Source organism: Enterobacter sp. 18A13, from assembly GCF_007035975.1.
GTDB classification, from domain to species: Bacteria; Pseudomonadota; Gammaproteobacteria; order Enterobacterales; family Enterobacteriaceae; genus Enterobacter; species Enterobacter vonholyi.
The window spans coordinates 4,279,128-4,294,324 of record NZ_AP019634.1 but is presented as its reverse complement, the minus strand read 5'-3'; the positions used below and the strand labels follow the sequence as shown (position 1 = coordinate 4,294,324).

Annotated in this window: 11 protein-coding genes; 3 read left to right on the top strand and 8 right to left on the bottom strand. The window is 56.8% G+C overall.

Annotated elements, in window-relative coordinates:
• Nucleotides 1-239 precede the first annotated feature (239 nt).
• A complete protein-coding gene (locus FOY93_RS20820) occupies nt 240-2,570 on the bottom strand; it encodes a Tex family protein (RefSeq protein ID WP_115876851.1) in 2,331 nt (776 codons plus the stop codon).
• An 88-nt stretch (nt 2,571-2,658) separates the two neighbouring features.
• Nucleotides 2,659-3,132: a transcription elongation factor GreB gene (gene greB, locus FOY93_RS20815; RefSeq protein ID WP_111963763.1), complete on the bottom strand. Its 474-nt coding sequence runs from the start codon at nt 3,130-3,132 to the stop codon at nt 2,659-2,661.
• A 232-nt stretch (nt 3,133-3,364) separates the two neighbouring features.
• Here greB and ompR point away from each other — a divergent pair, with 232 nt between their 5' ends.
• Complete coding sequence (gene ompR, locus FOY93_RS20810; RefSeq protein ID WP_001157751.1) at nt 3,365-4,084, top strand: osmolarity response regulator transcription factor OmpR; 720 nt, start codon at nt 3,365-3,367, stop codon at nt 4,082-4,084.
• Nucleotides 4,081-5,427 (top strand): two-component system sensor histidine kinase EnvZ, encoded by a 1,347-nt coding sequence (gene envZ / locus FOY93_RS20805; protein ID WP_023309494.1) that lies wholly within the window; start codon nt 4,081-4,083, stop codon nt 5,425-5,427. Before ompR ends, envZ begins: the two co-directional genes overlap by 4 nt.
• 66 nt (nt 5,428-5,493) lie before the next feature.
• Here the strand turns inward: envZ and pckA are convergent, their stop codons facing one another.
• The 5 genes from pckA to FOY93_RS20780 all read right to left on the bottom strand — a co-directional run bounded on the left by pckA (nt 5,494) and on the right by FOY93_RS20780 (nt 11,659).
• A complete protein-coding gene (pckA, locus tag FOY93_RS20800; protein WP_023309493.1) occupies nt 5,494-7,113 on the bottom strand; it encodes a phosphoenolpyruvate carboxykinase (ATP) in 1,620 nt (539 codons plus the stop codon).
• A gap of 360 nt (nt 7,114-7,473) precedes the next feature.
• Nucleotides 7,474-8,358, bottom strand: a complete 885-nt coding sequence (hslO, locus tag FOY93_RS20795; RefSeq protein WP_161495995.1) for an Hsp33 family molecular chaperone HslO — start codon at nt 8,356-8,358, stop codon at nt 7,474-7,476.
• Nucleotides 8,359-8,375: 17 nt separating this feature from the next.
• The gene (hslR, locus tag FOY93_RS20790) at nt 8,376-8,777 is read right to left on the bottom strand and encodes a ribosome-associated heat shock protein Hsp15 (RefSeq protein ID WP_115876852.1); all 402 of its coding nucleotides are present in this window, start codon (nt 8,775-8,777) and stop codon (nt 8,376-8,378) included.
• Nucleotides 8,774-9,457, bottom strand: a complete 684-nt coding sequence (gene yrfG, locus FOY93_RS20785) for a GMP/IMP nucleotidase (protein WP_143345619.1) — start codon at nt 9,455-9,457, stop codon at nt 8,774-8,776. The genes hslR and yrfG overlap by 4 nt, the downstream gene beginning before the upstream one ends.
• Before the next feature lie 66 nt (nt 9,458-9,523).
• Complete coding sequence (locus tag FOY93_RS20780; protein WP_143345618.1) at nt 9,524-11,659, bottom strand: intracellular growth attenuator family protein; 2,136 nt, start codon at nt 11,657-11,659, stop codon at nt 9,524-9,526.
• Nucleotides 11,660-11,983: 324 nt separating this feature from the next.
• On the opposite strand from FOY93_RS20780, the gene nudE reads away from it, so the two are divergent.
• Nucleotides 11,984-12,544: an ADP compounds hydrolase NudE gene (gene nudE, locus FOY93_RS20775; protein ID WP_008503041.1), complete on the top strand. Its 561-nt coding sequence runs from the start codon at nt 11,984-11,986 to the stop codon at nt 12,542-12,544.
• 80 nt (nt 12,545-12,624) lie between these two features.
• On the opposite strand, the gene mrcA is transcribed toward nudE, so the two are convergent.
• Nucleotides 12,625-15,177, bottom strand: a complete 2,553-nt coding sequence (gene mrcA, locus FOY93_RS20770; protein WP_172621927.1) for a peptidoglycan glycosyltransferase/peptidoglycan DD-transpeptidase MrcA — start codon at nt 15,175-15,177, stop codon at nt 12,625-12,627.
• Nucleotides 15,178-15,197 lie beyond the last annotated feature (20 nt).

The following is a 15,197-nucleotide window of genomic DNA, read 5'->3' as shown; positions in this document are numbered from 1 at the left end:
AGCAATATTAAAACTGTGACGGAATGTTGTTTGCGGTATTAATTTACGGCCTGTTTGACCTTGCTCAATATTTGCTGAATTGCCTGGAAAACGAAAAGGGGAGTATTTGTTAACGGGGTGATAATTAGTGGTTTAAATATGGCTATGCAATCGGTTTCATATATTTCGATATGATTATTCCCCTCATCCCGGCCCTCTCCCTTCTGGGGAGAGGGTTAGGGTGAGGGGCATTTACAACCTTAGCGTTTTTTACCCATCGCAGCCGCCAGCGCATCCATCATCGCGCTGTTGCCTGCAGGCTGAGTATCACGTCCGCGCGGTTTTGCCGCTTTCGCGGCGGGACGCTGCTGTTCGCGGCCTCCGCCATTGCCGCCGCGGCGCGCGTTGGTGTCGCCCGGCTGCTCGTCCAGACGCATGGTCAGCGCGATACGCTTGCGCTGCAGATCCACTTCCAGCACTTTGACCTTCACGATGTCGCCCGCTTTGACCACGGTGTGCGGGTCTTCAACGAACTTGTCGGCAAGGGATGAGATATGCACCAGACCATCCTGATGCACGCCGATATCCACGAACGCGCCAAAGTTGGTGACGTTGGTCACCGCGCCTTCCAGCACCATGCCGGGCAGCAGGTCGTTCATGGTTTCCACGCCGTCGGCAAAGGTCGCCGTTTTGAACTCAGGACGCGGATCGCGGCCCGGCTTTTCCAGCTCTTTAATAATGTCGGTGACGGTTGGCACACCAAATTTGTCGTCGGTGAAATCAACGGCTTGCAGGTTGCGCAGGGCGCTGCTGTCACCCATGAGATCTTTCAGCGCCTGCTGGGTGGCGGCCAGGATGCGTTCCACCACAGGGTACGCCTCCGGGTGCACGGTGGAGGCATCCAGCGGGTTATCGCCGTGGTTGATGCGCAGGAAGCCCGCACACTGCTCAAAGGCTTTTGGCCCCAGACGGCTCACCTTCAGCAGCTGCTGACGGTTCTGGAACTGGCCGTTCTCATCACGCCAGGCGACGATGTTCTGCGCCATCATGCGGGTTAAGCCCGCCACGCGGGTCAGCAGGGGAACGGAGGCGGTGTTCAGGTCAACGCCGACGGCGTTTACGCAGTCTTCCACCACCGCATCCAGCTTGCGCGCCAGCTGAGTCTGGCTCACGTCATGCTGATACTGGCCCACGCCGATGGATTTCGGATCGATCTTCACCAGCTCCGCCAGCGGATCCTGCAGGCGGCGAGCGATAGAAACTGCCCCGCGCAGGGAAACGTCCAGGTCCGGGAATTCCTGGGCCGCCAGCTCGGACGCGGAATAGACGGATGCCCCGGCCTCGCTGACGATCACTTTCTGTGCCGTCACTTTCGGGAACTGCTTCTGCACGTCGAGGTAAAAACGCTCGGTTTCACGAGAGGCCGTACCGTTGCCGATGGCAACCAGCTCGACGTTGTATTTTTCGCAAAGCGCCGCCACCACGACGGCCGCTTTCGCTGCCTGGCCGGTGTGCGGATAAATGGTATCGGTCGCCACCAGCTTGCCGGTGCCGTCAACCACAGCGACCTTCACGCCGGTACGCAGACCCGGGTCGAGACCCATTGTCGCGCGCAGGCCGGCAGGGGCGGCCATCAGCAGGTCGTGCAGGTTACGGGCGAAGACGTTAATCGCTTCATCTTCGGCGCGTTCGCGCACGGTGCCCATCAGCTCGGTTTCGAGGTGCATCAGCACCTTGATGCGCCAGGTCCAGCTTACTACGCCTTTACGCCAGCTGTCCGCCGGGGCGTTGTTCAGGCGCAGGCCGAGATGGTCGATAATGATCTGCTCGCAGTGGCTCTCTTTCGGCGGCTCGTCAAACTGCGGATCGGCGTTCAGGGAGAGCTGGAGCACGCCTTCGTTGCGGCCGCGGAACATTGCCAGCGCGCGGTGGGAAGGGGTGGTGGAAATCGGTTCGTGGTGATCGAAATAGTCGCGGAATTTCGCGCCTTCTTCCTCTTTACCCGCGACGACGGTAGAGACGATGTGGGCATTCTTCCACAGGTAATCACGCACTTTAGCGAGCAGCGCGGCGTCTTCGGCGAAGCGCTCCATCAGAATGTAGCGTGCGCCGTCGAGGGCGGCCTTGGTGTCCGCCACGCCTTTGTCAGCGTCGATAAATTTCGCCGCTTCGGTTTCCGGATCGTGCGATGGCTCGTTCCACAGCAGGTCGGCCAGCGGCTCAAGGCCCGCTTCAATCGCAATCTGCCCGCGCGTGCGGCGCTTCGGTTTGTACGGCAGATAGAGATCTTCTAATTCGGTTTTGCTCAGGGTGCCGTTAATGGCGCTTTCCAGATCGCTGGTCAGTTTGCCCTGTTCGCCGATGGATTTGAGGATCGCCTGACGACGTTCTTCCAGTTCGCGCAGATAACCGAGACGGGTCTCCAGGTTACGCAGCTGCGTGTCATCCAGACCGCCGGTGACTTCCTTACGATAGCGTGCAATAAACGGCACGGTGTTCCCTTCATCAAGCAGGCGAACGGCAGCTTCTACCTGTTCGGCTCTGGCCTGAATATCACCCGCAATAATGCGGCAGAGCGAATCATTCATCATGGCTTTATCATCTGTTGAGTCGAAAAAATCAGGGGATAGTTATACGGGCTGACACGGCAAAATGCCAGCCGGGGAGGGCGCTCTCGGACTATTTTACGTAGACGATCTCATTGACGTACCAGCTGGCTTCACCAGCTGGAGTCTGAACGATGGCCAGATCGCCCACTTCCTTTTTCAGCAGCGCGCGGGCCATCGGGGAGTCGATGGAGATGTAATCCTTACGACCAAAAATTTCATCGTAGCCGACAATGCGAAAACGCAGGGTGTCACCATCGTCGTTTTCAATCTCCACCCACGCGCCGAAGAACACTTTGCCCTCCTGCTGCGGAGAGTAATCGACAATTTTAAGATTCTCGAGGCACTTCGTCAGATAGCGAACCCGGCGGTCAATTTCGCGTAGCCGCTTTTTGTTGTACTGGTAGTCAGCGTTTTCGCTGCGATCGCCCAGGCTTGCCGCCCAGGTCACCTTTTTGGTTACTTCAGGACGCTCTTCGCGCCAGAGGTAATCCATCTCTTTTTTGAGCTTTTCGTACCCTTCGCGGGTGATCAGGGGCGTTTTCATGGTAAAGCCTTTGCTGCCTGCCGGTTAACTGTCTTGCGCACAATACGTACCACACAGTGTAACAGACAGGATTAATAATGATTTATGTGATGAAATGAGCAGATAAGCTGCTGTTAAATATGCTTTGTAACAATTTCGACTAGAATTTATACCAGAATTAACTGGTCGAATACGTGCACTTTTTTAGAATACGCTGTTACAAAGACTATCCGAACCTTTGGGAGTACACACAATGCAAGAGAACTACAAAATTCTGGTCGTGGATGACGACATGCGCCTGCGTGCGCTGCTGGAGCGTTATCTGACCGAGCAGGGCTTCCAGGTTCGTAGCGTCGCGAACGCTGAGCAGATGGACCGTCTGCTGACCCGTGAATCTTTCCACCTGATGGTTCTCGACCTGATGCTGCCTGGCGAAGACGGGCTTTCTATTTGCCGCCGTCTGCGCAGCCAGAGCAACCCGATGCCGATTATCATGGTGACGGCGAAGGGCGAGGAAGTTGACCGTATCGTGGGCCTCGAAATCGGCGCGGACGACTACATTCCAAAACCGTTTAACCCGCGTGAACTGCTGGCACGTATTCGCGCCGTGCTGCGCCGTCAGGCGAACGAGCTGCCGGGCGCGCCGTCGCAGGAAGAAGCCGTTATTGCCTTCGGCAAGTTCAAGCTGAACCTCGGCACGCGCGAGATGTTCCGTGAAGATGAGCCAATGCCGCTCACCAGCGGCGAGTTTGCGGTACTGAAAGCGCTGGTCAGCCACCCGCGTGAACCGCTTTCCCGTGACAAGCTGATGAACCTGGCGCGCGGTCGCGAATACTCCGCAATGGAACGCTCTATCGACGTGCAGATCTCCCGTCTGCGCCGCATGGTGGAAGAAGATCCGGCGCATCCTCGTTATATTCAGACCGTATGGGGTCTGGGCTACGTGTTCGTCCCGGACGGCTCTAAAGCATGAGGCGAATGCGCTTCTCGCCGCGAAGCTCGTTTGCCCGCACCCTGTTACTGATCGTCACCCTGCTGTTCGTCAGCCTGGTGACGACCTACCTGGTGGTGTTGAACTTTGCGATCCTGCCGAGCCTCCAGCAGTTCAATAAGGTCCTGGCCTACGAAGTCCGTATGCTGATGACCGATAAGCTGCAGCTGGAGGACGGCACGCAGCTCGTCGTTCCTCCGGCGTTTCGCCGTGAAATCTACCGTGAACTGGGCATTTCGCTCTATTCCAACGAAGCGGCGGAAGACGCTGGCCTGCGCTGGGCGCAGCACTACGAATTCCTCAGCCAGCAGATGGCGCAGCAGCTGGGCGGTCCAACGGAAGTGCGCGTTGAGGTCAACAAAAGCTCGCCCGTCGTCTGGCTGAAAACCTGGCTGTCACCCAATATTTGGGTTCGCGTTCCGCTGACCGAAATCCATCAGGGCGATTTCTCACCGCTGTTCCGCTATACCCTGGCGATTATGCTGCTGGCGATAGGCGGCGCGTGGCTATTTATCCGTATACAGAACCGACCTCTGGTCGACCTGGAGCACGCTGCGCTGCAGGTCGGTAAAGGGATTATTCCTCCTCCGCTGCGCGAGTATGGCGCCTCGGAAGTCCGTTCAGTGACGCGTGCCTTTAACCATATGGCGGCAGGCGTGAAGCAGCTGGCGGATGACCGTACGCTGCTGATGGCGGGCGTCAGCCACGACCTGCGCACGCCGCTAACGCGTATTCGTCTGGCGACGGAGATGATGGGAGAAGAGGACGGTTACCTTGCCGAGTCCATCAATAAGGACATTGAAGAGTGTAACGCCATCATTGAGCAGTTCATCGACTACCTGCGCACCGGGCAGGAGATGCCAATGGAGATGGCGGATCTGAACGCGGTGCTGGGCGAAGTCGTGGCGGCGGAAAGCGGCTACGAGCGCGAGATTGATACCGACCTTCAGGCCGGTGAAATTCAGGTTCGTATGCACCCGCTCTCCATTAAACGTGCGGTCGCCAACATGGTGGTCAACGCGGCGCGCTACGGCAACGGCTGGATTAAGGTCAGCAGCGGGTCTGAGCTCAACCGCGCCTGGTTCCAGGTGGAAGACGACGGTCCAGGCATCAAGCCCGAGCAGCGTAAGCATCTGTTCCAGCCGTTTGTGCGCGGCGACAGCGCGCGCAGCACCAGCGGTACGGGCTTAGGCCTGGCGATAGTGCAGCGTATTATTGATAACCATAACGGGCTGCTGGAGATTGGAACCAGCGAGCGCGGTGGGTTGAGCATTCGCGCCTGGCTGCCGGTACCGGTGACGCGGGGGCAGGTGAAAGAGAGTTGAAAAAAGGGTGGCACGAGCCACCCTTTTTTGTAGGTCGGGTAAGGCGAAGCCGCCACCCGACATGGACTACAGTTTTGGACCCGCACTCACTAGCGCAGCACCCGCCGGGGTATCGGTATACTTCTCGAAGTTCTCGATAAACAGCTTCGCCAGCGATTCCGCCTTCTCACGCCACTGCTCCGGAGAACCGTACGTATTGCGCGGGTCGAGGATATGCGTATCCACACCCGGCAGCGACGTTGGGATCGCCAGGTCAAACATCGGCAGCGTGAAGGTTTCGGCGTCGTCCAGAGAACCATCCAGAATGGCGTCGATAATGGCGCGGGTATCTTTGATAGAGATACGTTTGCCGGTGCCGTTCCAGCCGGTGTTCACCAGGTATGCCTGCGCGCCGGATGCCTGCATGCGTTTCACCAGCACTTCAGCATACTGCGTCGGGTGCAGCGACAGGAAGGCTGCGCCGAAGCAGGCGGAGAAGGTTGGGGTTGGCTCCGTCACGCCGCGCTCGGTACCCGCCAGCTTGGCGGTGAAACCGGAAAGGAAGTGGTACTGCGTTTGGCTGGCCGTCAGGCGAGACACCGGAGGCAGAACGCCGAACGCATCCGCCGTCAGGAAAATAACCTTCGTGGCATGACCCGCTTTTGACACCGGCTTCACGATATTGTCGATGTGGTAGATCGGATAAGAGACGCGGGTGTTTTCCGTTTTCGACGCATCGTCGAAGTCGATGGAGCCGTCGGCACGCACGGTGACGTTTTCCAGCAGCGCATCGCGACGGATCGCGTGGAAGATATCCGGCTCGGCCTCTTCAGACAGGCGAATGGTCTTCGCGTAGCAGCCGCCTTCAAAGTTGAATACGCCATCGTCATCCCAGCCGTGTTCGTCATCGCCAATCAGGCGACGTTTTGGATCGGTGGACAGGGTGGTTTTACCGGTGCCGGACAGGCCGAAGAAGACCGCCACGTCGCCTTTTTCACCGACGTTAGCAGAGCAGTGCATGGAGGCAATGCCCCGTAGCGGCAGCAGGTAGTTCATGACGGAGAACATCCCTTTCTTCATTTCGCCGCCGTACCAGGTACCGCCGATCAGCTGGATACGCTCGGTCAGGTTGAAGGCCACAAAGTTTTCGGAGTTCAGACCCTGCTCTTTCCACTGTGGGTTGGTGCATTTCGCGCCGTTCATCACGATGAAATCAGGGGTGAAGTCCTGCAGCTCTTCGTCGGTTGGACGGATAAACATGTTTTTCACGAAATGCGCCTGCCAGGCCACTTCGGTGATAAAACGCACGGAGAGACGGGTATCGGCGTTAGCGCCGCAGAAAGCGTCGACAATAAACAAACGCTTGCCGGAAAGTTGATGGGTGACGAGCCCTTTCAGGTGCTGCCAGGTTTCCGGGGAGAGCGGTTTGTTGTCGTTCTTCCCTTTGCCCTTGTCAGCCCACCACAGCGTATCGCGGGTGGTTTCGTCTCGGACGATATACTTATCTTTCGGCGAACGACCGGTAAAGATACCGGTATCGACGGCGATAGCACCAAGATTCGTCAACACACCACGCTCGTATCCTTCCAGTGCTGGATTGAGCTCTTCCTGATACAGCGTATCGTAGTCGGGGTTGTAGACGATTTCCTGGACGTCGTGAATACCATAAGCCTTGAGATCTTGCGGGGTTAAACCAGTAACACGCATATCACTGCTCCTTAGCCAATATGTACTGCCTGAAATTGTAGGGTTTTTCTGAGGTTGTTTACCGCGACGGGGCTCATAGATTCACGCATCTGGACAAAACCCTTACTAACGGAAAACGCTGCGACTCCAGTCACGGCGCAGGCGGATTATCGCAGGAATCGCTTTTTGGGTGGGGAAAATGTTCCGAAAAGGTTAAAGGCTGGTGATTTTATCGGAAAGAATGTGAATGTAATCGCATACACGTAAGAAAATTACGTAAGAGTTACATTGGGAAAACGATTCAGCTTGGGTGGAGTTTTTTGCCCCTCAGCCCAGCCCTCTCCCCTTTGGGGAGAAGGTTAAGGTGAGGGGAAGAGAGGTTTAATGAACCTGCGGATCCGCCGGGGAGGCGTTGTTGCGGATCTCAGCGATATCCATCGAATTGAATACATAGTGCGTACCGCAGTAGTCACAGTGCATATCAATTTCGCCGTCTTCCGCCATGATGCTGTCGATCTCTTCATCCGGCAGGGTTTTCAGTGCGCCAGCGCAGCGCTCGCGGGAGCAGGTGCACTTAAACTCCACGGACTGCGGGTCGTAGACGGTCACTTCTTCTTCGTGGTACAGACGCCACAGCACGTCTGTCGCCGACAGGTTGAACAGCTCTTCCGCCTTGATGGTTTCGGTCAGCGTCGCCAGGTGCTCAAAATCATTGGTCTGAGCGTCCTGGGCAGGCAGAACCTGCAGCAGCATACCGCCCGCAGCAGGCTGGCCGTCCACTTCACCGGTGCGGATGAACAGACGCGTCGGCAGCTGCTCGGAGCGCATGAAGTAATCTTCCAGGCAGGCTGCCAGGGTATCGCCTTCCAGACCGACCACGCCCTGATAGCGCTCACCTTCCTCTGGGGAGATGGTGATCACCAGGTAGCCATTACCTACCAGCGTTTTGAGGTCAGCATTCTCGGGCACGTCGCCCTGAACGCGCGCCACGCCGCGCATCTGCTGCTGGTTATTGCCGTTGATGACCGCCAGCGTCATCGGGCCGTCGCCCTGCAGCTGCACGGTGATATCCCCGGCAAACTTCAGCGTTGCGGTAAGCAGGCTGGTGGCAACCAGCAGTTCGCCCAACAGGGTCTTCACCGGCAGCGGGTAATTGTGGTTTTCCAGAATCTGTTTCCAGGTTTCGGATACGGTGACCAGCTCGCCGCGCACGGCGAATTGTTCAAACAGATAGCGGTGTAATTGGTCGTGTTGGGCCATTTTCATCTCTCGTGCGGGTGAGGTTAATCAGTCTCACCGTGTTTAAATTTCATCAGATCGCGGCGCTCTTTTTTGTCCGGCCGCCGGTCCGGGTGTGGCATCGTCAGCGCGTTCATTTTGCGCGCCAGCGCGGTCTTCTCGCGCTTTTCAATGCTCTCCGCCGTCTCTTCATAAAGCATTACGGCTTCCGCTGCGGGTCGACGTTGTTCGGTAATGGCTTTAACCACCACCGTACGTTCATCGTTGCCCTGACGCAGCGTTAAGGTGGCATTCAGCTCAACCATCTTGCTCGGTTTGCTGCGCTGGCCGTTGTAATGCACTTTTCCGCCGTCAACCATCTCGCGGGCAAGGGCGCGCGTTTTATAAAAACGCGCTGCCCACAGCCATTTATCCAGTCTTACCCCGTCTGAGGGTTTTTCTTTCATGGCGTCTCCTTCACGGTCAGTGAGGGGATCATCTGGCGATAGTCGTTCAGTCCCGGGTGGCGCAGATAGCTTTTTTCAGCCAGGCCAGAGTCAGGATTGGTGACGCCCAGACAGTAGCGAATGCCAAACCTTGCGGCAGAATCCAGAATGGGCTCGCTGTCATCAATGAACAACGTACGTTCCGGCTGCAAACCCGTCTCTTCCTTAACCGCATGCCACAACCGCTGATCCTCTTTCGGATAACCAAATGTGTGGGTGGAAAGAAATAAATCAAGGTGCGACGCCAGACCCGTATGTTCCAGCTTCACCGCCAGATTATGTGGATGCGCGTTGGTCAGCAAGATACGGCGCTTGCCGCTTGCTTTCAGCGCATCCAGAAAGGGCACTGTATCTTCGCGCAGAACGGCGCGCGGGCCCTGGGCGGTAGTCATGGCACAAATATCCAGACCGAGGCGCTCGCTCCAGTAGTCAAGACAGTACCAGTTTAGCGTATGTTGCACGGCGCTATATTGTGAACGAATGAATGCCTGCGCTTCTGCCGGGGAGATCCCCTGCTGTTCGCCATAGGTTTCTGGAACCAGCGTTTGCCAGAAATAGTTATCAAAGGCGAGATCGAGCAGCGTGCCGTCCATATCCAGCAGAACGGTATCAACCTCCTGCCAGGCGATATCAAGATGCATTAGGGGAACTCCAGCCAGATGAAACGTGCGCGACAGGGTAGCACATCTTGTCGCGCAACGACGTTATCAGATCAGGCTCTCAGACGAGGGGAGCAGCTTAGGATTGAGGCAGTTTTCGTAATATTGCTGGATGTCGGCAAGCCGCGTGCGCGAGCGCTGGTAGCGGCGCAGGGCCATAAAACCGTTCCAGAAAATGGCGATCAGCATCGCGGTCATCAGCAGCGAGGTGCCGATGTAGCGCCACAGCCCAGCGCTATCCGGCATCCGGTGCAGGCCGATATGGCGAGTGCCGTTGGCGTCGGTATAAATACTCGTGACAATCCCTTCTGCGCTGAACGGCGTTTGCATCAGCATCTGCGCCAGGCGCTGGAATTGGCTCCACTGCTCCTGCGCCGGATAATCATAAAGCGCCACCTGCGGATAAGGCTGATCGACCAGGTCGCTGCCCTCATCGCTTGCAATTACAAAGCCGCCCGGTGCCGGGCTGTTCAGCGCCTGAGCCGCACGGGTGGTCTCGCGCATCATGAACGGTGACGTCGAGGTAGCGACCAGGTTATCCAGAGATTCAGCGCTAACCGGCCGCAGCAGCACGTTGACGCCATCCAGTCGTCCCGCTTCGGCGCGTTTCACCAGCGAGTCCCAGTCTTTACTGTTCCCGAGGTTTACCAGGGCATTTTTAAGACGTATGCACTCATCCTGAGAGGAACAAAGATCCTGCGTTTTCAGAACGATGTCACCAAAATCATCCAGCAGAACCATGCCTGATTTTTGAATGGCCGAGCGCAGCGCGGGGCTGACGCGTGAATCATCGTCCGGTTTCGGGTGCAGCTGGCGGTTAACCGTCTGGGTAAGAGCCGTGGCTTTATTCACGACTTCGGATTCCGGCAGCGGCAGCGGCGGTGCGTCGTTCCAGATAATTTGTGAGCAATCGAACGGCATAAACGGTGAGTTCTGGCGCGTGTTCCACGCCCCCGGGGTGTGAATATTACACATCCCGGTTCCCTTCAGGCGCAGCGTGTCCCCCACGCGCACACCGGCTTCATCCAGTTTGTTGACGCTGGTCGCTTCAATGGTTTGCGCCCCTTTGATCCACGACAGGGTGAATTTGATGGGCATATCCAGCGGCACGAAAAGCAGCAGCATGACTAAGACCAGCGCGGCGCCGCCGGCAATGACCGTGCTGCGAAGCCAGTGCTGAAGCGGAAAATTTTTCACTTCATCATGCAGGGATAAGAAGCGCCCCTGACGCACAACGTGGCGGTCAAGGTAGATATCAATATCGGTTTTCTGCCCCAGGTCCTGCGCGATCCACGGTTGCCAGTGGCGCGGGTAGATCAGGTCGATAATACCGAGCGAGATATTGTTGAGATGTTCCTGATCGTTTTCACCGAAGAGGCCCCAGCGCTTTGGCGTTCCGCGCAGGCAGTGGATTTCGCGCAACGAGGTTTTGGCCGGTGGGGCAAAGAGCCCCCAAAGCCCGCCCGCCAGCAGCAGAACCGCACCGCCAGCCAGCCAGGGGACAAACACATCCGGCGTGAGGAGGCAGATAAAAAAGAGCAGGAAGGCAGCAACGATCAGAATGGCTTCGCGGATGCCGTCCGGGCGGCTCAAAGCGTACTCTTCATGGGTTTCCTGGCGAATATTCAGCAGTTCAATCTGCTCAGTCTCTTCGCCACGAATGGAGGCCTGCGTTGAACTGGCGCGTTCCAGCGCAAAACGAGGGGCTTCCTGAAGGTATTCATTCAGCGTATGGCCGTTAAGCGAGATAACCAGGGGCAACGAGTCGGTGTGAATCAGCTCAACGCTGTTTTCGTCGTTAATGTATTGCTCCCAGGACGGGGGCAGATGCACTTCGACGGAATCAAGGTAATAGCGCCATTTGTTAGGGTCATCAGTAGTGATGCCATAGCGCGTGATGGAGCGCGTCACGCAGAGCACGGTATCACTTTGTGCATTAAGATTTAGCGCGACGGGCGCAGCGGTGGCTCCCGTTGGCCCAGGCGTTAATTGAGTACGGTTCAGGATTTCGAGATAGTTTTCAACCGCATCGCGCTCGTCTTGCGTAAGTTTACGCGTGCTTGCACCCGCAAATGCATTTAAAAAGGGCAGGCGATAACGGCGCTGTACGCGGCGCCTGTAAAACCACCCTGCAACCAACGCACCGGCCAGCATAGCAGCGAGAACAATCAAAATGGTGCTCATGCTTTCCCCATCTTACTTATCTTCTTACAGGTGTAGTCAGTAGCACCTTTACATTGAATGAGAGTCTGTGGTTGGCTATCGGCAAGTATGGAGTCGAACTTGAGCATTCTGAAGCGCATCCCAGTGACCGGTGATGATAGCAAAGCCTGTTATGGCGCGATATCAGCAAATTCCTGGAAACATTTCAACCTCTTGACATTTGTTTTGAATTGAGGATTGATCTCAAATACGTTGCATAAATGTAAATAAAGAACAATTGACATTGCCGAAACCGTGCAGCGTATCGCACAATAACGCCAGTTCTCACTGCTAAGACCCATCAAGATGAGCAAACCACTACAAAAACCCACCATTCTGAATGTTGAAACTGTCGCCAAATCGCGCCTGTTTAATGTCGAAAGTGTGGATCTGGAGTTCAGCAACGGTGTGCGTCGCGTTTATGAACGTATGCGCCCTTCTTCGCGCGAAGCGGTGATGATTGTTCCCATTGTCGACGATCATCTGATTTTGATCCGCGAATACGCTGTGGGAACGGAATCTTACGAGCTCGGGTTCTCGAAAGGGCTTATCGACCCGGGTGAAACCGTCTTTGAAGCGGCAAACCGCGAGCTGAAAGAAGAGGTGGGGTTCGGGGCTAATGAGCTTTCATTCCTGAAAAAGCTGAGCATGGCACCGTCCTATTTTTCCAGCAAAATGAATATTGTGGTGGCTGAAGATCTCTATCCTGAATCGCTGGAAGGGGATGAGCCGGAGCCGTTGCCGCAGGTTCGCTGGCCGTTAGCCCACCTGATGGATCTGCTGGAAGACCCTGACTTTAATGAGGCCCGCAACGTGAGCGCGCTGTTCCTGGTACGGGAGTGGTTGAAGGGGCAGGGGCGACTGTAGGCCATAAAAAAAGCCGGGTGGCGACTTCGCCTTACCCGGCCTACGATGCTTTGCCCGGTTTTTACCGGGCATTCTTATTTTTAGAACAGCTCGTGCGTTTCGCCGTTATCGATAATCTCTGTACCCACCTCGTGCACCGCCTGTGTGGTTGGCTGGGTGCCCTCAATGAAATACTCTTCGCGACTATTACCGCCGTTAGCAAGCTGACCGGTGCTGCGGTCGATATTGACCGTCACCACGCTTGGCGGCGGCGTTAACGGCTGCTCCGGCACACCTTCAAGAACGGACTTCATGTAGGCATCCCAGGCCGGCTGCGCGCTCTTCGCTCCGCCTTCGTAGCCGGAAATCTGATCCTTAATCGCGCCGGATGCCGTGGTACGACCTAAATCACGGCGGTGATCGTCGAAGCCGATCCAGACTGATGTCACCACGCCCGGGCCGTAGCCGGAGAACCACGCATCTTTCGAGCTGTTGGTTGTCCCCGTTTTACCGCCGATATCATGGCGCTGCAAATCACGACCTGCGCGCCAGCCGGTACCCTGCCAGCCCGGTTCACCGAAGATGTTGGTGTTCAGCGCGCTCTTAATCAGGAACGACAGCGGCGTGTTGATCACATGCGGTGCGTACTCCTGCGCGCCGGTCTGCGCCACCAGCGCCTGGTTCGCCTGCTCGAGCTGCGGCTGTGGCACAACGCCGTTCTGCTGCTCCTGCGACACGGCAGGGTCTTCCATGTCCTTATTCTCAAGCACCTCGGATTTCGGCGTATTGCCGTAAATGACCGGAATATCGCAGTCAGGGCAGGCAATTTTCGGCTTCGCTTCGAACAGTACGCCGCCCTGATCGTTCTCGATTTTACTGATGAAGTACGGGTCAACCAGGAAGCCGCCGTTAGCCATCACCGAGTACCCGCGGGCGACCTGAAGCGGCGTAAAGGAGGCTGAGCCTAACGCCAGCGACTCGGTGCGAACGATGTTCTGTGCCGGGAAACCGAAGCGCTGCAGATACTCTGCGGCATAGTCGACGCCCATCGCGCGCATGGCGCGCACCATCACCACGTTTTTCGACTGCCCCAGACCCTGACGGAGACGAATAGGACCGGCATACTCCGCAGGGGAGTTCTTCGGCTGCCAGTCGGAACCCGCACCGGCATCCCAGCGGGAGATTGGCACGTCGTTGAGGATGCTGGCGAGGGTCAGTCCCTTATCCATCGCGGCCGTGTAGAGGAACGGTTTGATATTGGAACCGACCTGACGCAGCGCCTGCGTGGCGCGGTTAAATTTGCTCTGGTTGAAATCAAACCCGCCGACCAGGGCCAGGATCGCACCGTTCTGTGGATTGATAGAGACCAGGGCCGAGTTGACGTCCGGCACCTGTGCCAGCCACCAGGCTTCGCCTACTTTGCGCACCCAGATTTGCTGCCCTGTCTGGACGGCATCGGTCACTTTACGCGGCGTTGCGCCCTGTAGGGTATCCGAGCGGTACGGACGCGCCCAGCGGACACCGTCCATGCGCAGAGAGACGGAGGTGCCGTCCGCGAGCGTCGCAACGGCTTCCTGAGGATCGGCCTGCGTCACCACGGCAGGCAGGAGCGGACCATAGGTTGGCAGCGCCTTCAGCGTACTGGTGATTTTTTTGCTGTCCCACGCGCTTTCGCCCACTTTCCAGAGCACGTTTGACGGGCCGCGATAGCCGTGACGCATATCGTAGTCCATCACGTTGTTCCGTACCGCTTCCTGAGCCGCCTGTTGGACTTTGCGGGTGACGGTGGTGTACACGCGATAGCCATCTTCATAGGCCTTGTCACCATAGCGATTCACCATCTCCTGGCGAACCATTTCGGTCAGATAAGGAGATGCAAAGGCGATCTCAGGGGCGTGGTAGTTAGCGTCAATGACATCGTTACGCGCCTGGTCGTATTCGCTCTGGCTGATGTAGCCTTCGCTCAGCATACGTGACAGGACGACGTTGCGACGCGCGGTGGCGCGATCGAGCGAGTAGAGCGGGTTAAACGTGGATGGCGCTTTTGGCAGACCTGCTATGGTGGCCATTTCGCTTAAGGTGAGTTGCTCAACAGGCTTGCCGAAGTACACCTGTGCGGCAGCCCCCACGCCATAGGCGCGGTAGCCCAGGTAGATTTTGTTGAGGTACAGCTCAAGGATTTCGTCTTTGCTCAGCAGCTGCTCAATACGGATCGCAAGGAATACCTCTTTGATCTTACGTATCAGCGTCTTTTCAGGGCTGAGGAAGAAGTTACGCGCCAGCTGCTGCGTAATGGTGCTCGCCCCCTGAGAGGCGTGACCAGAGAACAACGCAATGCTCGCGGCACGGAAAATTCCCACCGGATCGACACCGTGGTGCTCGTAAAAACGGCTGTCCTCCGTGGCGATAAAGGCTTTCACCATCACGGGGGGAATTTGGTTTAAGGTCAGCGGAATACGACGCTTCTCGCCATACTGCGCCATCAGCTCGCCATCGGCGCTATAGACTTGCATCGGGATCTGGAGTCGCACATCGCGAAGCGTGGCGACATCAGGTAGCTGTGGCTCAATATATTTGTACAAACCGTAAATCGAGCCTGCTCCCAGCAGAATGCAACAGACTGCAAGGATGAATAAATACTTTACGAACTTCACCGGAGATTTCCCATTTGGTT